General features: G+C 37.8%; 18 protein-coding genes. 16 read left to right on the plus strand and 2 right to left on the minus strand.

Features of this window, described 5'->3' with window-relative positions; all coding sequences use genetic code 11:
- Positions 1-105 precede the first annotated feature (105 nt).
- The 12 genes from UP17_RS03240 (at position 106) to UP17_RS03295 (ending at position 15,595) form a co-directional block, all read left to right on the plus strand.
- Entirely contained in the window at positions 106-1,602 is a 1,497-nt protein-coding gene (locus tag UP17_RS03240) for a helix-turn-helix domain-containing protein (protein WP_061461631.1), read from the plus strand.
- Between the two features lie 174 nt (positions 1,603-1,776).
- A complete protein-coding gene (locus UP17_RS03245) occupies positions 1,777-3,147 on the plus strand; it encodes an MFS transporter (RefSeq protein ID WP_061461632.1) in 1,371 nt (456 codons plus the stop codon).
- Positions 3,148-3,276: 129 nt separating this feature from the next.
- Positions 3,277-4,812, plus strand: a complete 1,536-nt coding sequence (gene hutH, locus UP17_RS03250) for a histidine ammonia-lyase (protein ID WP_061461633.1) — start codon at positions 3,277-3,279, stop codon at positions 4,810-4,812.
- A gap of 304 nt (positions 4,813-5,116) precedes the next feature.
- Positions 5,117-5,377 carry a hypothetical protein gene (locus tag UP17_RS03255; protein ID WP_061461634.1) on the plus strand — a complete coding sequence of 87 codons (261 nt, stop codon included), beginning with the start codon at positions 5,117-5,119 and terminating at the stop codon, positions 5,375-5,377.
- A 413-nt stretch (positions 5,378-5,790) separates the two neighbouring features.
- The gene (locus UP17_RS03260; protein ID WP_061461635.1) at positions 5,791-6,423 is read left to right on the plus strand and encodes a LysE family translocator; all 633 of its coding nucleotides are present in this window, start codon (positions 5,791-5,793) and stop codon (positions 6,421-6,423) included.
- Positions 6,424-6,740: 317 nt separating this feature from the next.
- Positions 6,741-8,015 (plus strand): IS110 family RNA-guided transposase, encoded by a 1,275-nt coding sequence (locus UP17_RS03265; protein WP_061461636.1) that lies wholly within the window; start codon positions 6,741-6,743, stop codon positions 8,013-8,015.
- 553 nt (positions 8,016-8,568) lie between these two features.
- A complete protein-coding gene (locus UP17_RS03270) occupies positions 8,569-9,039 on the plus strand; it encodes a hypothetical protein (protein WP_061461637.1) in 471 nt (156 codons plus the stop codon).
- A 722-nt stretch (positions 9,040-9,761) separates the two neighbouring features.
- The gene (gene ltrA, locus UP17_RS03275) at positions 9,762-11,090 is read left to right on the plus strand and encodes a group II intron reverse transcriptase/maturase (protein ID WP_061461564.1); all 1,329 of its coding nucleotides are present in this window, start codon (positions 9,762-9,764) and stop codon (positions 11,088-11,090) included.
- Positions 11,091-11,317: 227 nt separating this feature from the next.
- Positions 11,318-12,136 (plus strand): MerR family transcriptional regulator, encoded by an 819-nt coding sequence (locus UP17_RS03280; protein WP_061461638.1) that lies wholly within the window; start codon positions 11,318-11,320, stop codon positions 12,134-12,136.
- 62 nt (positions 12,137-12,198) lie between these two features.
- A complete protein-coding gene (locus tag UP17_RS03285) occupies positions 12,199-12,882 on the plus strand; it encodes a DUF554 domain-containing protein (RefSeq protein WP_034314427.1) in 684 nt (227 codons plus the stop codon).
- A gap of 779 nt (positions 12,883-13,661) precedes the next feature.
- Entirely contained in the window at positions 13,662-14,315 is a 654-nt protein-coding gene (locus UP17_RS03290) for an ArsR/SmtB family transcription factor (protein WP_061461639.1), read from the plus strand.
- 11 nt (positions 14,316-14,326) lie between these two features.
- Positions 14,327-15,595, plus strand: a complete 1,269-nt coding sequence (locus UP17_RS03295) for an MFS transporter (RefSeq protein WP_061461640.1) — start codon at positions 14,327-14,329, stop codon at positions 15,593-15,595.
- A gap of 236 nt (positions 15,596-15,831) precedes the next feature.
- Here the strand turns inward: UP17_RS03295 and UP17_RS03300 are convergent, their stop codons facing one another.
- Positions 15,832-17,022, minus strand: a complete 1,191-nt coding sequence (locus tag UP17_RS03300; RefSeq protein ID WP_061461641.1) for an MFS transporter — start codon at positions 17,020-17,022, stop codon at positions 15,832-15,834.
- Positions 17,023-17,950: 928 nt separating this feature from the next.
- Between UP17_RS03300 and UP17_RS03305 the strand changes: the two genes are divergently transcribed.
- Positions 17,951-18,367 (plus strand): hypothetical protein, encoded by a 417-nt coding sequence (locus UP17_RS03305; RefSeq protein WP_061461642.1) that lies wholly within the window; start codon positions 17,951-17,953, stop codon positions 18,365-18,367.
- A gap of 428 nt (positions 18,368-18,795) precedes the next feature.
- On the opposite strand, the gene UP17_RS03310 is transcribed toward UP17_RS03305, so the two are convergent.
- Positions 18,796-19,740 (minus strand): urea transporter, encoded by a 945-nt coding sequence (locus tag UP17_RS03310; protein ID WP_081108688.1) that lies wholly within the window; start codon positions 19,738-19,740, stop codon positions 18,796-18,798.
- Positions 19,741-20,486: 746 nt separating this feature from the next.
- On the opposite strand from UP17_RS03310, the gene UP17_RS03315 reads away from it, so the two are divergent.
- From UP17_RS03315 to ureC, 3 genes are read left to right on the plus strand one after another with little or no spacing between them, the layout of a single operon-like run.
- Positions 20,487-20,789, plus strand: coding sequence for an urease subunit gamma (locus tag UP17_RS03315; protein WP_061465959.1), 303 nt, complete (start codon positions 20,487-20,489; stop codon positions 20,787-20,789).
- A gap of 23 nt (positions 20,790-20,812) precedes the next feature.
- A complete protein-coding gene (locus UP17_RS03320; protein ID WP_061461643.1) occupies positions 20,813-21,136 on the plus strand; it encodes an urease subunit beta in 324 nt (107 codons plus the stop codon).
- The gene (ureC, locus tag UP17_RS03325) at positions 21,133-22,845 is read left to right on the plus strand and encodes an urease subunit alpha (protein WP_061461644.1); all 1,713 of its coding nucleotides are present in this window, start codon (positions 21,133-21,135) and stop codon (positions 22,843-22,845) included. The genes UP17_RS03320 and ureC overlap by 4 nt, the downstream gene beginning before the upstream one ends.
- Positions 22,846-22,858: the final 13 nt, after the last annotated feature.

Genomic DNA, 22,858 nt, shown 5'->3' on the forward strand with positions numbered 1-22,858 from the left:
AGTTTTTGCACCAGAATCCTTAATCGGATAGACACTGTAGTGATGAAAATAAGCTTGGTTCGGAGATAATTAATAAGAAAAAATCTATCATAAGGGAGTACCTGTATGGTCAAATTGTTAATTGCTGATCGCGATCAAAATGAACGAACAGGGATTGGCTGGCTAGTTTCTTCGTTTTCGATTCCATTTGATCACATTTTATTAGCAGGCTCAGTATCTGATGTATTTCATCTAATAGAGGCCGAAGTACCAGATGTTGTTTGCATTGAACTCGATATGATTCCAAAGGATACGTGGGACAGCTTTAAGGAGCTGACCAAACGGTACATACAAAAGGTCATCGTCATGACGGCTGAAGCCACATTTGAACGTGCGCTTCAAGGCATTGAGCTTCATGCCTATGATCTATGGGTAAAACCTCAGTCGCCTGACCATATCAAACGAGTATTAACCCAGTGCTGCAAGGCCGTTTCCCAAACTGAGGAGAAACAAGAGCCATCGGCCCAAATTGAGATGCCTGCCGTATCTTACAGTTCTCTATTCGTGCATCAAGAAACGTTAGGCGCCAATTTCCGATTAATGCTGATGCAGTTGGAAAATTCGAAGAAACAACCTATATTGCTATCTTTTTTACAAGAATATCCATTTAAGAATCGACCGGTTGTATTGCCGCTAAGCGACATGATTGTTTCTGTTTTTTCATTCGATAACCAGCAGCCACAGCCACTCAAACAATTAAAGCACATAGGCAATCGGATTCTAACCGAATGGGAAGAGCAGTTTTCGGAGCCCATGTCACTAGTTTTATATGATACTAATGACCCGTTGCTTTCGTTAAATGAAAAATATCTTCATGCGAAGCAAGCGCTAGAAATTCGTTTTTTCAAAGGGTATCGGCAGCTTTCGGTCATTGAGGATAAGGTGAACTGGGTTATGATCGATCCGTTTTTAACCCCGTCTGAACAGCGCGAATGGATTGACATGCTGAACGAAGGTGACAGGGACAAAATTAAGCAGTGGATGTATAAAGAATTTTTGAATAAGGAAGATCCCTATCCCGAGCCAGGTTTATTGCGAACCCGGTTAACAAGCTTATTAGCCCAAGTCCGCCGCTTTATGAAGTCATTTTACCTTGACGAAGGGATGCTTGAGAGACGTTATCATCAAGTATTTGAATCCATCCTATACAATCCGATTCTATATCGGATCGTCCAGGAGTTATTGCTGTTCTTATATGAAGTTCTTGATCGGGCAAATAACAATCAAGAAAACGCTCGTACAAATGTGATTGAGCAGGCCATCCGGTACATTGAGGAGCATTTTACTAACCCTGAGCTAAGGCTTGAGGACGTTGCTAACCAAGTAAACAGAAGTCCAGCGTATTTTAGCTCGCTCTTTACAAAAAAACAAGGAAGCTCGTTCCGACAGCTATTAACAAAGATACGGATAAACGAAGCGCAGCGTCTATTGATAGATACAAAACTCTCGATTCAAGATGTAGCAGATAAAACAGGATTTATAAATGCAAATTACTTTAGCAAAATTTTTAAGGAAAAAACCGGTACAACCCCTCGTTCATTTAGAAATCGTAAAAAAGTATAGAAATCTAAAATAATTATAGTTTTCAAATGTAAGCGTTTTATATTGCATTTTAATTTCGAAAAAAATTAGAAAAATTCAAAAAATAGACGTCTGTTTTCAATCGCTTTCCTTCTCTAAACTAGAGAAGTAGAAAGTGTCCCAAAAATCAAATAATTGAAAAGGGGAAAGACGCTTATGCCCGAACAAAAATTTAAGATGGATGACGCTCCACTTAACAAGTTCCATATGAAAATTACAGCGCTTACTTTTGGCTCAAATTTCTCTGATGGGTATGCTCTTGGGATTATTGGAGTTGCTCTTACTCTCCTTAGCCCACAAATGGAACTCAATTCTATGTGGGTAGGACTAATTGGAAGTTCTGCTTTGATCGGGCTCTTTTTCGGTAGTCTAGTACTTGGAGGGCTATCTGACCGCATAGGCAGACAGAAAATATACCTGCTTAACTTCTTATTGGTCACTATAGCTTCGTTGCTGCAACTATTTGTGGATGGGCCCGTAGAGTTGTTAATTTTGCGTTTACTGATAGGTTTTGCTCTCGGAGGCGATTATGCAGTCGGATCGACTTTACTTGCCGAGTTCGCGCCTAGAAAGTATAGGGGATTCTTACTGGCTTCTCTAAATGTGCTCTGGACGGTAGGTTACGTCTCTGCAACCATTGTCGGATATTATTTAGGTCAAGCTGGTCCGGAATCATGGCGTTGGATGCTTGCTAGTGCTGCAATCCCTGCATTCATTGTGCTGCTACTGCGAATCGGAACACCTGAATCCCCACAATGGCTCATCAGCATGGGACGTATTGATGAAGCACGCCATATCGTAAAGAAGTATATCGGACCTAATGCGGAAATCGACGAAACTGTTATTGAGACTCAATATAAAAATGGCTTTCGGGCTCTTTTTAACAAAAAATTTCGGAAGCGAACAGCTTTTGGAAGTCTATTTTATGTCTGTATTGTCATTCCGTACTTTGCCATCTACACATTCCTACCGTCTATCTTAAATAGTATGGGTTTAGCAGAAAACTTCACTGTAGACTTGTGGTTAAACATATTCCTAATCTTGGGTTCGATTGCTGGTCTTTGGCTTATGGAGAAATTTTCTCGCAGAGGTTTCACGATTAGTACGTTTGCAATCCTGACCGTCTGCTTGCTTATGCTTAGCATTTTTCACGAACCTAAACTTTTAGTAATTCCGATTTTTCTGGCTTTTACTTTTATATTATCAGCAAATTCAAATCTTACGCTAACATATCCGGCCGAACTTTTCCCTACCGAAATTCGCGCATCTGGGGTTGGTTTTGTGACAGCATTCAGCCGAATTGGTTCTGCTATCGGGACATTCCTCCTGCCCCTTAGTATGAACACTATAGGGTTGGATGCCTCGATGATTGGAATGACGGCTATTCTGTTAATTGGTACTATCATTTCGATTGCCTGGGCACCGGAGACAAAGTCACTCTCTTTAAGCGAGGCAAGTAATCCTTTTAATGAAGCAAGTAATTCAAATTCAAACTTAAACCCCTTGAACCATAAGAAGATTAATTGACATGAAAAAAGGAGACCTTTCCATTTATCGAAAGAGAGGTCTCGTTGCGAAATTTTACTAATTCAATGGCTTAAACATCATAAAAGTTAATGTTTTGTCAAACTGCACAATATAGGAGATGAGTTTATTATGAAAACACAAGAAAAAGTAATAATAACTGAAGATGATTTTAGTATTGGGGGTTTGATTTCAGTAGCAAGGCATCATGCCCCTTTGGAGCTGTCTATGAGTGTAAAGAAAAGGATTATCCAAGGAAGGGATATAGTCGAGCGTTTTGTCGAGGAGGAGCGAGTCATATACGGAATTACGACCGGAGTAGGAGAGAATTCAAAAATAAAAATTTCAGCCTCTGATTCGAGAGAATTGCAAAAAAATATAATTATGAGTCATGCTTGCGGTATGGGCGATCCGTTGGAGAAGGAAATAGTAAGGGCAATTATGGTGATGATGATCAAAAATTTATCCTTTGGTTATTCTGGAGTAAGACTTGAAACGGTAGAGAGATTAGCAGAGATGGTGAATAAAGATGTCATACCATTCGTCCCTCGAGAAGGTTCCCTAGGTTACTTAAATCATCAGGCACATATCAGTTTGGTCCTTTTGGGGATGGGTGAGGCCTATAATCAGGGCGTACTAACAGATGGCGAGACGGCTTTGAAGAAGGCCGGAATCAAGCCAATCGAACTGCATGAAAAGGAAGGGCTTTCTTTGATTAATGGCACGGTAGATATGACTGCAATTGGCGCTCTGGCCGTTTATGATGCCATTAATGTTCTTAAGGCGGCAGACATTGTGTCGATAATCAGTTTTGAGGCGCTGAAAGGAACATACTATGCCTTTGATCCCAAAATTAGTAAAGTAAAACGTCATCCTGGACAAAAAAAGACAACTGATAATATTCATAAGCTGATAGAAAACAGTGAGATCACGGAAAAATTTAAAGATTACCGCACACAAGATGCTCTTAGTATTAGGTCCATTCCACAAGTGCATGGAGCATGTAAGGACGCTGTTGATTACGTTAGGACGATTGTGGAGAGAGAAATGAATTCAGCCTCAGATAATCCGTTGGTGTTTGATGATCAAGAGGGTGCAAGAGCGATATCCTCTTCCAATTGTCATGGGGAAGCGATAGCCTTAGCCATGGACTTTCTGGCAATCTCTCTATCTGAATTGGCCACTATTTCTGAACGAAGGATTTTTAGACTCGTCTCGCCTCAGTATAGCGAGCTGCCTCCGTATTTGATCGAGCAAAGTGGGCTTAACTCGGGCTATATGATTCCGCAATATGTCGCGGCGTCATTGGTTTCTAACAATAAGGTTTATTCACATCCTTCGTCTGTGGATTCCATTCCGACAACCGGGGGACAGGAAGATCATGTAAGCATGGGGACATCTGCAGCTTTAAAGGCACTGAAAGTAATCGCCAATACTGAAAAAGTGATTGGGATCGAATGGATGTGCAGCTGCCAGGGGATCGAATTCCTTCAGCCATTACAGCCTGGAACAGGAACGACTGCAGCCTGCGATTTGTTTAGAAAATATGTGCCTCGCCTTGAGCAGGACAGAATTTTATACAAAGACATGCGTACAGCTGCGGAACTGGTTCATACAGCAGAAATTGTAAAGCATGTAGAAGCAAAAATCGGTCCTTTGCAATTTTAAAGATATGATTCATAGCTAAAGTTGCAGTTTGAATCAATAAAAGAATATGAAGGACAGATATTCGTTTGGAAATAAAAAAATTTAACAATATATGATGACCACGAGACTCGTAAAGTAAAAAAAATATGGCCACTCGGTTTAGCTTGATCAAACGGCAATCCTAGAAAGAGAAACAGTAAAAATAAATAAGGAATTCAATTTAGAAAATAAAACATACTAGATTAAAAGGGTAGAGTTTTCACCATTAGAAACAAGAATTGTTGTTACTGGATCTGACACGAAACTCCTAACAAATGAGAGTGGGATGAAATACAAAGTATTAAGCAAACTGGAACATAAACTCCTTAATGCAAGGAAACATGATAAAGAGCACGGTTATAGTGTTGAGTATGAAAAATCTGGTGTATTTTTAAAATCAGCTGGTGAAAAAGTTGAGCCCATTTTTAGTAAGGCTGAAGGAGCAGGTGAAGATGACGAATATGTAATGATTTTTGCTCTGGTTAAAGACCGCCAAGACTGCTTGCTTGAAGTTGGTAATGATATAAAGATTAATTTAACAAAGTAAGTTATATTTACTTAATACTTATATATATATATATATATATATATTAATCTTTCGTAATAGGGCGCGATTCTTTAATAAGAATCGCTTTTCGAACTAACGGGTGCTTTACTTCAATTAGAAAGGTTGCTGAGGCAGCCTTTTTCTTATGGCACTATTGGGGCAGGATAGTTCAATAAGAACAGTAAAATAATAATGTATAAAATAACTTATAATGTATAATTATTACAAAAGAGAGAGGGGTATTATATTTTGCAGAAGTTTCAGATGCACCATTAATTCAGGATTTAATAATTAAGACTTTTATGGAATATAAAGATGAAATTCCCTCATCAAGTGCCTTAGAGGAGACCGTACATTAGTAGAAACTTACGTTATTTAACGTGTATAGTGATGATTGAAAAGGGGGCGATTTAATGATTGAATTAGGAACACTAGGCGCTTTTGCTCTAGTATCTTTAGGGATGGTCTGTTCACCTGGTCCTAATATGATTTATTTAATATCTAGGACAATTTCGCAAGGTAAAAGGGACGGGATAATTTCTCTTTTAGGTGTAATTACTGGTTTTATGATTTATATCATAGCTACAATGTTGGGCTTATCCTTCTTGTTCGAATTAGTTCCAGTAATGTATGACATCATTAAATGGTTAGGTGTTATCTACTTGTTGTGGTTAGCATGGAATGCAATAAAACCAGGAGCAAGTTCAATCCTGGAGCCAAAGCATTTAGCTGTAGAGTCACCAAAAAAACTATATGTTATGGGCCTTATGACAAATTTGTTAAATCCAAAAATTGCGGTCTTGTATGTTTCACTTTTACCTCAATTTATGGATCCTAATAGTGGTTCACTGCTTGTTCAAACTGCTCAATTAGGAACGGTGCAAATTTTTGTTAGCTTTGCTGTAAATTTACTAATTGTTTTATTTGCTGGGCAGGTTGCGGTTTGGGTTGGAAAAAGACCTTTTTTGGTTAAAATTCAACGCTGGTTCATGGCATCTGTTTTAGGTGCCTTAGCTATAAACTTAGCTTTTCAAGAAAAAAAATAAACCTTCGAAGAGTTTTATTAGCTCCTCTTGTTTTTATCACGAAAGAAAACGTGTGTTTATATACGGTGGCTGTATTTAATGATTGCTTAATCAACAAAATCAGCTTGTATTTCTTATTTGTGAAAAAATGTACTTAAACTATAGGGTGCTTTACTTCAATAACAGGGGTTGCTGCGGCAGCCTTTTTCTTATGGCACTAACGGGGCAGGTTAGCATTCCTGTAGAGCGTTATTTTTCAGCTTTGAAAAAAATAGGGCTCCTCAGTAAGATATGAGTAAGACACCACTCTAACTCAAAACCTTAGGAGGAACCCTAATATGAAGTTTAAAATGCAAGATAAACAAAATCAACTAATAGAGAGAATTTCTGATCGACATCTCGTTGTTGGCGTGGATATTGCCCAACAATTTCACGTTGCTCGAGCTGTAAATTATCGAGGAATCGTGGTAGGTGATCCTCTTACTTTCGAAAATAACGAAGAAGGCTTTAACAGGTTTCTAGAATGGATTAATAAACTAAAAGCTAAAAACAGCTTAGACACAACGATTGTCGGTATGGAACCTACAGGTCATTACTGGATTAATATATCGAAATGGTTATCTAACGAAAAGATTGATGTCGTAACAGTCAATCCTCACCTTGTAAAAAGAAATAAAGAAAATCGAGATAACACTCAGTCCAAAAGTGATAAAAAAGACGCTCTCGTGATTGCGGATATGGTGAAGAATGGATACTATGCCTTTGTTCGTTCATCTCCAGAGTCTTTCGAAAAACTTCGAGTCCTTATGTCCAACCGTGATGTAATCGTTAAACGTCTCGTTAGTTCTATCAACCAATTAAATCGTTGGGTAGATGTAGTCTTTCCTGAGCTACGACAAGTGTTTAAAGATGTGAAAGGCAAAGGGGCAATCGCAACTCTACGATTATTTCCTACACCAATCGAGTTACAATCGATGCAACCTCAAGACATTGTAGGCAAATGGAAATCGGTAATGAAGCGTCAGCCTGGGTTGAAAAAAGCTTATCTACTTAAAGATTTAGCTAAACGTTCTATCGGAACGCACCAAGCACTTGATGCTTACAAGCTACATTTAGAACAACTACTAGAAGAGTATGATCTAGCTACAACGCAACTCGAAAGAGTGGAACAAGAAGTCACTAACGTGCTTCAACAAATTCCTTTCGCAAAGAAGCTGCTGGCTATTAAAGGGATCAGTGAAATCTCTTTAGCTGGAATTTTAGGGGAAGCTGGAGATTTAAGTGGATTCGCCCATGGTAATTCCCTCCTTCGTCATGCAGGGTTACATCTTTCCGAGGCGAGCTCTGGTAAATGGAAAGGACAAATTGTCATTTCTAAACGTGGGAGATCCAGACTTAGGCGTTTCTTATACCTAGCGACGATGAGTCTTGTCATGAATAACCCTGAGTTTAAAGCGTTGCACGCCAATAATGTTAAGGTAAAAAAAATAAAGAAAATGAAGTCTATTATGAAATTATGCGGAAAGCTAGCACGGCTCTTTGTGGGAATAGCCAAAAGAAATGAAACCTATTCTCCAGAAAAATTACAACCTTTAACAACTCTGGCAGCGTAGTTTTATTGAATAAATCAAGCTTCACAGGTTCTCGAAGGGAACCAACTAAGAATGGTTGAACGGTTGATTTTCAGCTTTCTTTTATCGAATGTTTTCTTATTCGTAGGATTTCAAAGATGCACGGAGTACCAGATTTAATCAACAAAAGGGCACCGACCCATTAGGTTAGCAAAACTGGCCTCCACCCCTTGGATAGGCATGACGAAGGAATGAGAGGGCATATTTTATGACCCGTTGAGACATGGGAGGGAAAGCCTCCAGGGGCGGCGTGGAGAAAATGTGCATTATATGGTAGAATATGGAGTTTTGGTAAGACTCCTTTATTTAACTATGCCTCCGCGAACCAAAATGATCTGAGCTCATTGCTTTTAACCGTTAATATATTTTCAAGGGTTATGAAATCCTGCGAATAAGTGAGCATTCGAGAGCTATAGCTATCATACTGAGGGAGTTGATTAAGTAAAAAAATGATAAACAGCGAAAATGGGATAATATGGATTATTGATGTATAATTGGATTGAAATTAGAAAGGGTGAAAAATAGGGGGTATGAAATGAAAGGCTTTTTTAGATTATTTATAGGAATGTTTTTAATTTTTATATTAACAGGATGTATAGGAGAAGATTATGATGTTGGTGTTCCAACTGCTCATTTATATTCAGAAGACCTTGCTACATCTGTGCAATTAGCAGAAGGAAATGTCAGTTGGAGTTCATCAAGTGGAGATGTAGATCAAAAAATAGATGATATTCAAGAATTCGGATTATCACAAGAAAAAATGAAGGTTACTGCTAACGAAAAAGTTTCCTTAGATTTTCAAGAGAACGTAAGAAATGGTGGAGATATTTGGACAGACCCAAAAATAACAGTTGCCCTACTTAAAGATGAACAACGAATTGAACTCGAATTGCATGAAAATAGGGAATTTCAAATCCCCAATAACAAAGGGGGGGATGTTTTAGAAGTTGTATTCACAAGTTCAAGAGGTACTGCCCAATATGTAGGGAATATCTTAATTCAGTGATAGTAAAAATCCCTTCTTTTTGAACAAAAGGGGATAATGCTTTAGTTTTTCACCTTAGAATGCGGTGTTTGATACCATAAACGATTATGATTAATCAAAATCAACCAAGAACTTTAACATATCCTTTTCTTATCTTGAAACGGGGCAGCATTCCTGTATTAACTGAAATACTAAAAAATTTGTGAAGAAACCTACTTAAACTAACGGGTGCTTGTGCGGCCGAGCCTAGGTCGTATCATATAGCGGGTGGGATTCCCGTCGAGTAAGAATTAGCCATTCGCTCGTAGCGAGTCTTGGAGGGCTAATGGTAACGTTAGTCTTTAAGCGTAGACAGTTAGGTGACGGGCCGAAAGCCAAATGGTTGAAGGGATTGAGCTCCATAATGTTAGTAAATCGAGAGGGCTGATGCCTTAAGCGCAGCAGAAAGCTACATTTTATTCTTCGTTAAAGGCAAGAAGGATAAAGCCTCTCTGGAGTCAGAGACCTTGGCACGTTATACATTGATATGATGCGGCAACTCGGGAGACCCTTCCGGTCTTTTCTATTTTATTGAAGAGTATGGTGTACAAGCGATAACAAGTAAGGAAACCAAATGCCGTGTAGGGAGTCGGATAGCAGCGTAGTACCAATGAAGTTGGGTAATGCCGATGGAGGGAAGGCTAGCTACCAGTTATCACCCTTACTAGGGAAACATTTACTACACACAGAGGTAGGTATTATAAATGGAAACAAAACTACTAAGGATAGCAGAATTAGCAAAATCCGAGCCTGAAATGAAATTTACATCTCTTGCGCATTTATTAAATGAGCAATCGCTAACACAGTGTCATCATGAACTACCTAATAAAAAGGCGACTGGTGTTAACGGAACGACTAAAGAACAATACAGCGAAAACTTGGAAGAAAATATAAAGGATTTAGTAAGTAGGCTTAAAAGCAAAAGTTATCGCCCTGTTCCAGTAAGAAGGATGTATATCCCAAAACTCAATTCTACCAAGAAAAGGCCTTTGGGGATACCGGAACATGAGGATAAAATTGTACAAAAAGGCATTACAAAAATACTAAATACTATCTATGAAAATGACTTCCTAGATTGTTCATTTGGGTTCCGTCCTAATAGAAATTGCCATGATGCGCTGAAAATACTGAACCATTATATTGAAAAGAAATCAGTAAGTTATGTAGTGGATGTAGATATCAAGGGTTTCTTTGACAACGTTGACCACAAGTGGATGATGGAGTTCTTGAACCTCCGAGTCACCGACCCTAACCTACAGAGAATAATCAGCAGGTTTCTTAAAGGTGGATACATGGAGGAAGGTAAGAAGTACAAAACAGATAACGGTACACCGCAAGGTGGAGTAATATCTCCGATATTAGCGAATGTATATCTCCATTACGTTCTCGACTTATGGTTTGAGAAAGTGGTTAGGAAACAATGTAAAGGGCAGGCCTACATAGTAAGATATGCAGATGACTTTGTTTGTTGTTTTCAACATAAAAGTGAAGCTCAGCAATTCTTCCATTCATTAAAGCTTAGATTGAAGAAGTTTAACTTAGAGATAGCCGAGGATAAAACGAAAATTATACCCTTTGGGAGGTTTGCAGAAAATAATGCAAAGCGAGATGGGAGTAATAAACCGGATACCTTTGATTTCCTAGGGTTTACTCACTATTGCGGGAAAAGCAAACAAGGGAAATTTCGAGTGAAACGGAAATCTAGTAATAAGAAAGTCCAAGGTAAACTAAAAGAATCTAAAGAATGGCTGAAGATTAATAGAAATAAAGATATTCATACGATCATGGATAGATTTAAACGCTCACTCATAGGTTATTACAACTATTATTGTATGACCGATAACATACAAATGGTTAACAACTTCAAAGAGAGACTCGAATACTTACTATTTAAATGGCTAAACAGAAGAAGCCAAAGAAAGTCCTTTACATGGGATAAATTTAATCTCTTTCTCCGTAAATATCCACTGCCTTCACCAAGAATCAAAGTGAATATCTATGAACTAAGAAAAGAGATTAGCTACCTTCTGTAAACGATGACTAGGAGGAGCCGTGTGCGTTAATAGCGCAAGCACGGTTCTGTGAGGGGGAGGAGTACAATTTACCGTAAGGTAGGAAGGCTCCTTTCTACTCGACTAGTTCAATAACAGGGGTTGCTTCGGCAGCCTTTTTGTTATGGCACTAACGGGGCAGGTTAGTTTAACTTCATATAATTGTGTATTATAGTGATAATATAAAGTTTTTCTAAAGGAAGATTAAATTGAAGAATAGATTTTCAATTGGAGAAATGGCTAAACTCCATAATACGACCATAAAAACCCTTCGATATTATGATGAAATTGATTTATTAAAACCTATACATACGGATCTAAACAACGGTTATAGATATTATTCAACGGAACAATTTGAACATTTGAACACTATTCATTATTTAAAGGAATTAGGTTTTTCATTAAAGGAGATCAAGGGACATCTAGACGACAGGAATATCGATGGTTTTTTGTATCTCTTAGAGGAACAGAAACGATTAACCGAAAAAAAAATGAAAGAACTGGAACGAATTAACCGAAGGTTCCAAAATCGAATCAAGGACATTAAATTAGCACGAGAAATAAAAGAATTGGAAGTGCCATTCATACAGGAGAGGAAAGAGAGAAGGATAGTAAGATTAATGGAAATAATCAGTTCAGAACCTGAGATGGAAGTTTCCTTACGACGATTAGAGAGTCTGTCTAATATGAGTTCTTCTATATTTATTGGGGGAGTAGGTCTTACGATAAGTATTAATAATACATTAAACAACAAGTTCAATGAATATAACTCGATATTTATTTTAGTCGAAGAAGATGATATTCAAAATCCTTTAGTGACAACTCTTCCCGAAGGATTGTATGCCTGCATTTATTATAATGGAAATCACAGCGATTCACCCGAACATTATAGAAGCTTACTCAATTGTATTCAAGATAACGGTTTCCAAGTTATCGGGGATTCCATTGAAAGAACAATAATTGACCATTATATCTCAGGTAGTAAAGAAGACTATCTGACAGAAATACAAATACCAATAAAGTGTTGACCCTCCCGTTACAGGAGGGTCTATATTTTTGGATAGAACAATAATTAAAAGGAGAAATGATTATGTTTGGAACAATCTTTAATACAATGATGATAGTAATCGGAAGCATTATCGGAAGCATCTTTAAAAAGGGGATAAAAGATGAATATCACAACATTCTAATGCAGGCTATGGGGTTAGTTGCGTTGGGGTTAGGAATAAATGCACTAGTGCAACATTTACCTTCCAGCAAATATCCGGTACTTTTTATTGTAAGCTTAGCCGTAGGGGGATTGCTCGGTCAAAGGCTGAATTTAGAATCAAAATTTAATGCTTTAGTTAATAAATATTCCAGAGGTAATTTAGCTGAGGGGTTAGCGACTGCTATCCTATTATTTTGTATTGGAACGTTATCTATTTTAGGTCCTGTAGAGGCAGCGTTAAAGGGAGATTATACGTATCTGCTTGCAAATGGGGTGTTGGATGGGATTACCTCGATTGTATTAGCATCCACATTTGGTATTGGGATAGCTGTTGCAGGAATTGTTTTATTTATTTGGCAAGGTGCCATTTATTTAATTGCTATTTTAATGGAGAACTCCATAAATAATGATCTTCTGAACGAAGTGACGATTGTAGGAGGTATATTGATAATCGCATCTGGTTTAAATATTTTGGGGATTAAGAAATTTAATACTTTAAATCTTCTACCATCAATAATAATTCCTCCTATTGTATTTTTAGTTATTCATTTTTCTCATTTATAATATTTGTGAAATATTACACTTAAACTAACGGGTGCGTTAGTTGAACAAAGAGTTGTCTTTAAGGCAGCTTTTTTTTATGCAACTAACGGGGCAGGATAGTTGAATAAGGAAATACAAAATGAAATATAATGAATGATTAATTAATGTTGAAAATTGTAAATTAAGATTCTGAAGAAAAATTCTTTCTTATAAAATGTAGTAATGAATATAGCCGTATATTGTTATTTGTATTGAAATAATTAAAGGATTTTTTATACAACGGAAGTTAGGGAGACAATTAGCGCCAGGCGAACAATATTTTTTGAGGAGAATTTAGATTGAAAAAATACAGTATAGCAATTCTTTATCTAGCAGGAAGAGACTATTTTTAGCAATTGGTTATATCTTTCTGATTGTTGGCATTATTCATTTCTTAATTAACAGCCTTAAAAGGAAATAACTAGTTAACTTTCTGATATTACAAGCACATAATTAAACGAAAAGGGTGCATTACTTCTATTTGGGGCTGGAAACAGCTCCTTTTCTTATAGAACTAAAGGGGAAGGTTCGTTCAACAAGATTAGTGTATTCGTATTGTGCGATAATGGTCTGGGGATGACTCAGCAGTCTTTTTCGCATGAAAACTGACTGTTTTATATGCCCATTTATATGGTTTAGTGCCATACTAAGTACAAAAGAGGAACTTGGTTGGAGTTGAGGAATTGTTTGACAATTCTTATAGTTTTGATTAATATTCAAGTATTCAATAAAACACTTGAATAGATAGATGGTGATTTTACATGTTTGATGATCGAAATTTAAAAGATTTATTGTATCAAGAGTTCGCAAGAATAGGTAAAAGTCTTTCTAGTCCAAAACGGTTGGAAATTCTTGATATTTTATCTCATGGTCCAAAGTCGGTGGAGGCATTATCAAAAGCTACTAATATGTCTGTGGCGAATGTATCTCAACATTTACAAACCCTTGCTAATTCTAGATTGGTAAAGTTTCAGAAGAAAGGGAACTACGTCATTTATGAACTAGCAGATGCAGCCATTTCAGATTTTTTAACTTCCTTGCATAGATTATCAGAAAAACAGTTTGTACAGGTTCAACAAATTAAGCAAGAGTTCTTAAATGTCAATCTTGGCACGGATGGGGTTTCACTTTCAGAACTTAAAGATCGGATGGATAAAGGTGAAGCTATTTTGTTGGATGTAAGACCTTTGGAGGAGTATGAAGAAGCTCATATTCCTGGTGCAGTTTCTATGCCAATTGAAGAGTTAAGCGAGAAACTCTCAACTTTACCAACCAATTGTGATGTGATTGCTTATTGCCGTGGTTGTTACTGTTTAATGTCAGTGGAAGCTGTTGAACTTTTAAGATCCAAAGGTTTTAATGCATTTCGTCTAGAGGAAGGTGTACATGATTGGAAATTACAGAATGATAAATGAGGTATTAACAAATGTCTAATAAAGCATATCAATTGAACCAGAGTTATGTAGATTCTCAAGAAAAACAAAAAATGTTATACAAACGCACATTAATTATTATAAGTATTTCACAAATTTTTGGTGGTGCTGGGTTAGCGGCTGGAATTACGGTGGGGGCACTTCTTGCACAACAAATGCTTGGCACTGATGCATTTGCTGGACTTCCTTCGGGTTTATTTACTCTAGGGTCTGCAGGGGCTGCTTTAATCGTAGGGAGACTTTCTCAACGTTACGGTCGTCGTACAGGTCTAACAGCAGGTTTTATGATAGGTGGACTTGGAGCAATAGGAGTCATAACTGCAGCTATAATAAATAGTATTTTCCTTTTATTTGCTTCCCTGCTTATTTATGGTGCAGGAACAGCGACAAATTTACAAGCTCGTTACGCTGGTACGGACTTAGCGAACAATAAACAACGAGCTACTGCTATTAGTATTACAATGGTGTTTACAACATTTGGTGCAGTTGCAGGTCCGAATTTAGTGAATGTAATGGGGGATTTTGCTACATCTATTGGCATTCCATCACTTGCTGGTCCTTTCATTTTATCAGCAGCAGCATTTATCCTGGCAGGTCTTGTACTTTTCGTCATGCTTCGCCCAGACCCATTAGTTATCGCAAGAACGATAGAAGCTTCCAACCAAGATAGTGATCGAATAGAACATTCGGCTGATACTGAACAAATAGCAAACAAAAGAGGTATTATTGTTGGTGCGACAATTATGGTTCTTACTCAAATCGTAATGGTGGCTATTATGACAATGACACCAGTTCATATGAGACATCATGGACATAACTTGGGTGAAATAGGTCTTGTTATTGGTTTTCATATAGGGGCAATGTATCTCCCTTCACTGGTTACAGGTGTCCTTGTTGATAAGTTTGGTCGTACTGCTATGGCTATTGCCTCTGGAGCTACGTTGCTTCTGGCAGGTTTAATATCAGCGATTGCACCAGGTGATTCTATGATTCTCCTAGTAATTGCTCTTTCTTTACTTGGATTAGGATGGAATTTTGGTTTAATAAGTGGGACTGCTCTTATTGTTGATTCAACTGAAACTTCAACTCGGGCTAAAACTCAAGGTACAGTGGATGTTTTAATTGCATTATCAGGAGCTTCTGGTGGAGCCTTATCTGGAATGATTGTGGCTGGTTCAAGTTATACAACATTATCATTTATTGGAGGGTTATTATCTATATTATTGATTCCAGTGGTTATCTGGTCTCGAGGAAGTAAATAATAAAAAAAACCAATTTCACTACGAAATCAGTTTTTTTTCTTGAAACTAACAGGTGCGCTAGCTTAAAATCGGAGCTGTCTTTATGGCAGCTTTTTGTGCGACAGGCAGTCGTATGGGGGTGCTGACACAGTCAGTGTCCCTCATTTACTTTATTCGACAGAGACGTCATTTCGATGAAACGACGGGCAAAAAAATGAAGCAATTGAATCCCAGATGGTGAAATTCCATTCCCAAGGTTAAGCTGCTTTCTTTTGTTTTTGGTCTAAGCGATAACTTAGGAAAGTGAGAAGACTTGCACAGATAGCAACCAGCCCACCGACCAATGACACACTCATCAAATTTCCCTGATGGTAAACAATTCCGCCTAATGCGGAACCAAAGGCGATACCGACATTGCTTGCCACTGGCATCAGTGAAGCAGCCAGTCCTGTAGCTTTTGGTTGATAAATACCGGCAAGGTCTATCAAATAAAGCTGAGTAGATGTTGTTAAAAGGATGGCCATTAATGACATCAAGCCAATGTTAAACAATCCAAAGATAAAATTGTTTGTCGTCCAATATAAACTGATCAGAACAATTGCTTGCACGAGGAAAACAAACCGGAGGCGCCCGATAGCATTGTAGCTGGCAATTTTACCAGCGAGTATGTTGCTGAAAATGGAAATGAATCCATAGCAAAACAAAATCAAACTGATTGAACTACTTGGTGCTTCCATTACTTTCAGGATCGGAACAAGATACGTATAAACGGCATACGTAGCCCCAAATCCAAGAGATGGAATGAAAAAAGCCATTAAGATTCGTGGGTGTGTTAACAAAGAAAATTGCTCGCGCATCGAACTGCGAAATGGGCTGTGCATAGTAGGCAAAATGAAGAAAGATGCCAAAAATGCAATTCCACCGAGAAAAGTCGTTAACAGGAAGGTTGCATTCCAGTCGTACATTTCGGCGATGACCGTGCCTATTGGTACTCCAATCACGTTTGCAAGAGTAAAACCACCGAAAACGAATGATATAGCAAGTCCACGTTTTGCGATCGGCATGGCTTCACTTGCAACAATCATGGCAAGAGAAATTAAAACTCCTGTTACAATCGCAGTCATCATCCGAAGTGCAAGGAGCATGATGTAGCTTGTCGAAATCACGCACAAAGCATTCAGGATGATGAACGAACCTATCAAAAACAACATCCATTTACGCTTTGGAAAATGACTTGTTGCCGACATTACGAGTGGTGTGGCAATGGCAAACGTAATCGCAAACGCAGAAACGAGCGTGCCTGCTTTTGCATTTGTAATATGGAGACTCGAGGAAATATCGGTTAAGATCCCGATGATAACAAATTCGCTTGTCCCGAGAACAAATGTTAATAAAGTAAGTGTTAAGATGAGTAACCAATGTCGCTTGGATAATTCTGTGTCGTGCATAAATACCTCTTTTCTTAGATGAATGTAAATGTGTCACAGGGTAGATAAACAATCTAATTATCATACCATAAAACATTTTCGCGAGGAAAACCCTTGCTTAGTTATCGTTGACTATTTCTATAAAAATTAAATAACGTTATGAGATAAATTACGGAGAGCCGTACCAAAAGTAAATGAGGTTTTGGATATTTTAGAGATTCAGTTTATAAGTAAGCATGTGTACAGTATAATACAGGGAGAGTTGGTGTTTTTAGGAAGGTCTGGTTTTTGAAAGAACAGAAAGCCTTTATCTTAAGTGGTGTATCTGAACGGTCATTGTGTGGAGAATTAAGAAGCATTTTACAATAGAAATAAGTAAAAAAAACTAGTTTTCTGCCTATCATGTTAAAGATATTCAGGCTTCTTGGGAGCACCTTTTTCTGTCTGGGGGAGTTCAACAAGGATATCGATGCTTAGACGTATAATAAGAAGTAAGAGTTATTTTTGGATTTTGAACCAATAGATTTAAAAAGCATCGGAATTATGTGATTCCTTTTCGAACAGATTCTTTCATAATTAGTTTTGGCAGAAAAAGACTTCGGAAACGGAAATGAATATCTTGGTTGGCTTGAAAAAACAAATTGATTTATTCCCTGAAGAATTTGTACTAGTGATGGAACACAGAACACCCATTGGTCAACTTGAACTTACTAAGCGTGATAAGTAAACAAAATTGGAATGTAAATTTATATTACTTAATACAAAAAAAACGTGGAGAGGGTCTAGGAAAAAATTGCACGAATATGCCTTTTGATTTCTTAAGAAACAATGGAGTTGATGATATCACCTTCGAGTGTCACAAGCAAGAAATTGCCTTAAAAATTTCAAAAATATTAGTACTCATTGGGTAAAATATCGCGTAAGTAAATTTTAACTTGGAGAGAATACAATGAAAAAAAGTTATTTAGTTTTCTTTATACCGCTATTAGTAATCTTGTTAGGTATTTATTGGTATAACTCCACTGGATCTATTTCTGGGAAATCGGATAACGATATGTGGAAAGTGAGTTATAAAGAAAATAGAGATCCAAGTGAACCAACTGGCTGGGATGCCTCGATTAAACAACTTAATGATGACAAAGTTGTTGTCAAAGAAATCGCGCTATTAGAGAATGATAAAACTCTAACAACTCTTACAAGTTTTAAAGAAGGAAGACGAGAAGATGGAGCAGAGACTAAATTACATCCTTTTTTTTATGAGTCATTTTATTTAGGGGATGCACCAAAAAAAGAAAATACCTATAAAGCTTCTGTTACTTGGGAAAAAGATAAAAAAGTACACACAGATAGATTTGTTATAGAATAATAGCTTAAGAAGAGAGCAAGAAGAATTTGAGCTTGCTCTATTTCTTATTAAAATAATTGGTAGAGTTTCATCTTCTTTATAAACCGTGTTCCTAAATCGCTTCCCTTATTTCGCTAACAGGTGCATTACAACAGGGGGGCAGCGCCAGTCTTTTTCTAATTGAACTAATCAGCTAATTCAATGAATCGAAAATTAAGTTCATTTGAAAACCTTATCTAAACAATGGCTACAAGGCAATTGACGATGCGTTAGGGAATGCGAATTAGTAAATGTAAGTCATCACAACAAGCTAACTAAAGGAGCGCTTTTTATTTTCTTTATTGATCAAGCCATAACATGAGAACCACTTAAGGTTTCCCGATGGTTACTTAAAAGGTAGCGGTCTTTGGAAGTAATGCCTCATGCTCCATTCTCAAAAGTCAAATTTGTTACAACCTAGGAAGGACTTTTCTCGCGCCTAGGAAAAGCCAGGTACTAAGAACGAAAGGCATTGTCAGGGCTGGGAGTCCATAGGGTAAAAGCCAGGTAGCAACACTTGCCGATAAGGGTACTGTCACACAAGCTGCGATAATCCCTGATATAGGCGCAAATCGATTATGGTCCTCTTTAAAAACTATAGATACGGCAATGCAGGTTAAAATCGCATTGTAGCCATAAAGCCCCATGATAATTAGCGAGTGTTCCCCTCCAAGTACGAATGATATGAGTAATGCGAAAGCATTACCTAAAATGGAAAAAAGACCATACTTCCATCCGGCCCAAAATACGCCAATAAATAACAGAATGCCAGCTAAGGTACTATCTAGAAAAAAAATTTGCCCTATCCCATTAAAACTCCCTTCCAGCCAATTAACCTTTCCAGAGATGTTTAAGGTCCAGTGTGATAAGTCTTGAGGAACTAGTCCCGGACTTAACTGGAAAGCCTTTAACTTGTAAGATACAAGCAACATAAACCAGGTCAGAATGATAAAAGGGAATGTAAGGATGGGAATCCCTGTGTTTCTCATGAAATGTACCATTGCTGCGGAAAAGATTGCGGCTAAAGCAGCTCCAACTAAAGCGATAAACCACTGAGAGGGCCCAGTTAAAAACAATGTTAGTGCAATGCCTGTTAGCACGGAGTTATATCCGTATAAACCTGAATTCACACTGTTTTCATTAGCTCCTCCCAGTTTTCCGATTAGCGTTCCTATGATAGCGGAAGATAAAGTAATAATCCCTAAATGATAAGAATAAATCGTGATCGCCATTAGAATAATGAAACCAGTAACAGCATTCTCAATCAATATGACTTGAGAGATTCCTTTCAGTGATGACTTCATTAAAGAAAGAAACATTCCATCGGTCAATGAAGTACGTTTGTCTTTTTGCATAATACTAACCCCTCAATTAAGATATTAAAAAAATAGATTCAGATACAATCATTTCATTTTCTACAGTTTTAAAAAATATCCTCTGACACATAACTTGCTAATCATGCATCAAGAGTTTGAGTTCAGCAGAAGGGCAATGTAATAACCGAAACGAAAAATGTAAGATAATCATTTTTCCAAGTTTACTTTTTTTATAGGGGATTTTTGCAAGTCCTATGTTTCCGGAAAGAGTTCTCCCTCCTTTAATAGCTTTTCTTAAATTTCCTCCTTACAAAGTCCATTCACTTAACTATTAAATACATAAAACCATATATAATTTGATATATATGTATATTATGATATATTAATGTTTCAGGGGAATCAATCCTTCATTTTATTGTAAAATCTGAATTTTTTTATCAATGAAGTAAAAATAAGGTTAATTCCTACATCATTGTTTTTCTAAAATAGTGATGTTCCGCATGGGGTTTAATGGTATTTTTTATCATTTGATTTCAGATAATTCAGGTAACGTTTTGATGAATATTTGATTCTCCATTAGTAAAAAAGCAGGCCATATAAAGAGGGGTTTTCCGTTTATCTCAGATAACAGGGTGTAATGTCTACCTTATATCTTTGAGGAGTCAGGCGAGCATTTGAAGGGGGATAAAAAGTTCATACATCCCAATTGGTTTGGAAGAAAGGTCTCGAAAATTGATGGAATTTTCGCTATACTTAGTCATTTTAAAAAATGGGGAGGCTTTACGATGCAATTATTACCGCGTGAGATAGATAAGCTCATGATTGTAGTGGCAGCTGATCTTGCTAAGCGACGAAAAGAAAGAGGATTAAAATTAAATCATCCAGAAGCCGTAGCACTTATCACCTATGAAGTGTTAGAAGGGGCAAGGGATGGAAGAACAGTTGCACAATTGATGGAATATGGTGCAATGATTTTGTCGCGTGAAGATGTTATGGAAGGTATTCCAGAGATGATCCACGATATTCAAGTAGAAGCTACTTTTCCTGATGGAACGAAACTAGTAACGGTTCATAATCCAATCAGATAAGAATCGACAAGGAGGCATGCTAAATGATACCAGGGCAACTATTTTTAAAAGAAGAAGAAATTATTTGTAATGCCGGGAAAATAGTCACAAAGCTGTCTGTAATTAATACAGGAGATCGGCCTGTTCAAATTGGCTCTCATTTCCATTTTTATGAAGTCAATGAAGCTCTTCAATTCAATCGAGAAGAAGCGTTTGGGAAACGGTTAAACGTTCCTGCGGGTGCTGCCGTTCGTTTTGAGCCTGGAGATGAAAAAGAAGTAGAATTGATTGATTTTGGTGGAGAACGTCGTGTGTATGGATTAAATAATAAAACAGATGGATCCGTGGAAAGAGGGGGAAATCAATGAGTTTCAAAATGTCACGAAAGCAATATGCCGAGATGTATGGTCCAACGACAGGAGATTCCATTCGTTTAGCGGATACAGGTTTAGTGATCCAAATTGAGAAAGATTATACTACATATGGTGAAGAAGTAATTTTTGGCGGCGGAAAAGTAATCCGTGACGGGATGGGGCAACATCCTCTTGCAACTCGCGAAGATGGAGTTCCGGATGTAGTCATTACAAATGCTGTTATTCTAGACTATACCGGAATTTATAAAGCGGATATTGCAATCCGTGACGGAAAAATTGCTGGAATCGGAAAAGCCGGAAATCCTTTAGTAATGGATAATGTGGATATTGTAATTGGGGCTTCTACAGAAATTATTGCTGGGGAAGGGATGATCGTCACAGCTGGTGGAATCGACTCCCATGTACATTTTATTAATCCAGCACAGGTTGAGACTGCATTAGCTTCCGGTCTTACAACTTTAATTGGAGGAGGCACGGGTCCTGCTGCAGGATCAAAAGCCACAACTGTTACGCCAGGTGAATGGAATATTCATAGAATGCTGCAAGCAGCGGAAGGATTTCCAATTAACGTAGGCTTCACTGGAAAAGGACAAGCTGCGAACGATGAGGCGTTAGCTGAGCAAGTCCGTGCAGGCGCAATTGGATTAAAAGTGCATGAAGACTGGGGAGCTACAGCCTCTGCTATCGACCACGCTCTCCGAGTAGCGGACCAATATGACGTACAAGTTGCCCTTCATGCAGACACGTTGAATGAAGGCGGATTTTTGGAAAACACGCTAGCGGCGATTAAAGACCGAGTTATTCATATGTACCATACGGAAGGGGCAGGGGGCGGACATGCTCCTGATTTAATTAAATCAGCGAGCTTTATGAATGTTCTTCCATCATCTACAAACCCGACATTGCCATATACAATTAATACGATTGACGAGCATTTGGATATGTTAATGGTGTGTCACCATTTAAACCCATCTATTCCTGAAGATCTTGCCTTTGCTGATTCAAGGATTAGACGCGAAACGATTGCGGCTGAAGATATTCTTCAAGACATGGGTGTATTCAGTATGGTTAGCTCAGATGCACAAGCAATGGGACGAATTGGCGAGGTTATTTTACGTACATGGCAAACAGCAGATAAAATGAAAAAACAGCGAGGAGCGTTGGAAGGTGACAGCGAGCTTTCTGATAATAATCGCGCGAAGCGTTATGTAGCTAAATATACGATTAACCCTGCTATCACTCATGGTATTTCTGAATATGTCGGTTCGATTGAAGTCGGAAAAATGGCGGACCTTGTCATTTGGTCACCGGCATTTTTCGGCGTGAAGCCTGAAATGATTCTTAAAAATGGCTTTGTCGTAGAAAGCTTAATGGGTGATGCCAATGCGTCCATTCCGACACCACAGCCAGTTATTTATCGGCCAATGTATGGATCTTATGGAAAAGCCTTGTCTAAGAGCTCAATTACCTTTGTTTCTCAAGTCGCTTTTGATGATAAAGTGCATGAAAAATTAGGCTTGGAAAAAACGGTTCTTCCAGTTCGTGGTATTCGAAACTTAACGAAAAAAGATATGAAGCTTAATTCCGAAACGCCTGAGATTACGGTTGATCCACAAACGTATGAGGTAAAAGTAAACGGGGAACTCATTACTTGTGAACCTGTGGATATAGTACCGATGGGACAACGCTATTTCTTATTTTAAGTCTTATTTTGAG

This window comes from Peribacillus simplex (assembly GCF_001578185.1).
Taxonomy (GTDB): Bacteria; Bacillota; Bacilli; order Bacillales; family DSM-1321; genus Peribacillus; species Peribacillus simplex_A.

Excerpts from the sequence above, each read along its gene's own strand:
- UP17_RS03310 (WP_081108688.1), bottom strand. The coding sequence starts at position 19,740 with ATGCAAAAAGACAAACGTACTTCATTGACCGATGGAATGTTTCTTTCT.
- hutH (WP_061461633.1), top strand. The coding sequence starts at position 3,277 with ATGAAAACACAAGAAAAAGTAATAATAACTGAAGATGATTTTAGTATT.
- ureC (WP_061461644.1), top strand. The coding sequence starts at position 21,133 with ATGAGTTTCAAAATGTCACGAAAGCAATATGCCGAGATGTATGGTCCA.
- UP17_RS03305 (WP_061461642.1), top strand. The coding sequence starts at position 17,951 with ATGAAAAAAAGTTATTTAGTTTTCTTTATACCGCTATTAGTAATCTTG.
- ltrA (WP_061461564.1), top strand. The coding sequence starts at position 9,762 with ATGGAAACAAAACTACTAAGGATAGCAGAATTAGCAAAATCCGAGCCT.
- UP17_RS03260 (WP_061461635.1), top strand. The coding sequence starts at position 5,791 with ATGATTGAATTAGGAACACTAGGCGCTTTTGCTCTAGTATCTTTAGGG.
- UP17_RS03300 (WP_061461641.1), bottom strand. The coding sequence starts at position 17,022 with ATGCACGACACAGAATTATCCAAGCGACATTGGTTACTCATCTTAACA.
- UP17_RS03315 (WP_061465959.1), top strand. The coding sequence starts at position 20,487 with ATGCAATTATTACCGCGTGAGATAGATAAGCTCATGATTGTAGTGGCA.
- UP17_RS03240 (WP_061461631.1), top strand. The coding sequence starts at position 106 with ATGGTCAAATTGTTAATTGCTGATCGCGATCAAAATGAACGAACAGGG.
- UP17_RS03245 (WP_061461632.1), top strand. The coding sequence starts at position 1,777 with ATGCCCGAACAAAAATTTAAGATGGATGACGCTCCACTTAACAAGTTC.
- UP17_RS03320 (WP_061461643.1), top strand. The coding sequence starts at position 20,813 with ATGATACCAGGGCAACTATTTTTAAAAGAAGAAGAAATTATTTGTAAT.
- UP17_RS03270 (WP_061461637.1), top strand. The coding sequence starts at position 8,569 with ATGAAAGGCTTTTTTAGATTATTTATAGGAATGTTTTTAATTTTTATA.
- UP17_RS03255 (WP_061461634.1), top strand. The coding sequence starts at position 5,117 with ATGAAATACAAAGTATTAAGCAAACTGGAACATAAACTCCTTAATGCA.
- UP17_RS03265 (WP_061461636.1), top strand. The coding sequence starts at position 6,741 with ATGAAGTTTAAAATGCAAGATAAACAAAATCAACTAATAGAGAGAATT.
- UP17_RS03295 (WP_061461640.1), top strand. The coding sequence starts at position 14,327 with ATGTCTAATAAAGCATATCAATTGAACCAGAGTTATGTAGATTCTCAA.
- UP17_RS03290 (WP_061461639.1), top strand. The coding sequence starts at position 13,662 with ATGTTTGATGATCGAAATTTAAAAGATTTATTGTATCAAGAGTTCGCA.
- UP17_RS03285 (WP_034314427.1), top strand. The coding sequence starts at position 12,199 with ATGTTTGGAACAATCTTTAATACAATGATGATAGTAATCGGAAGCATT.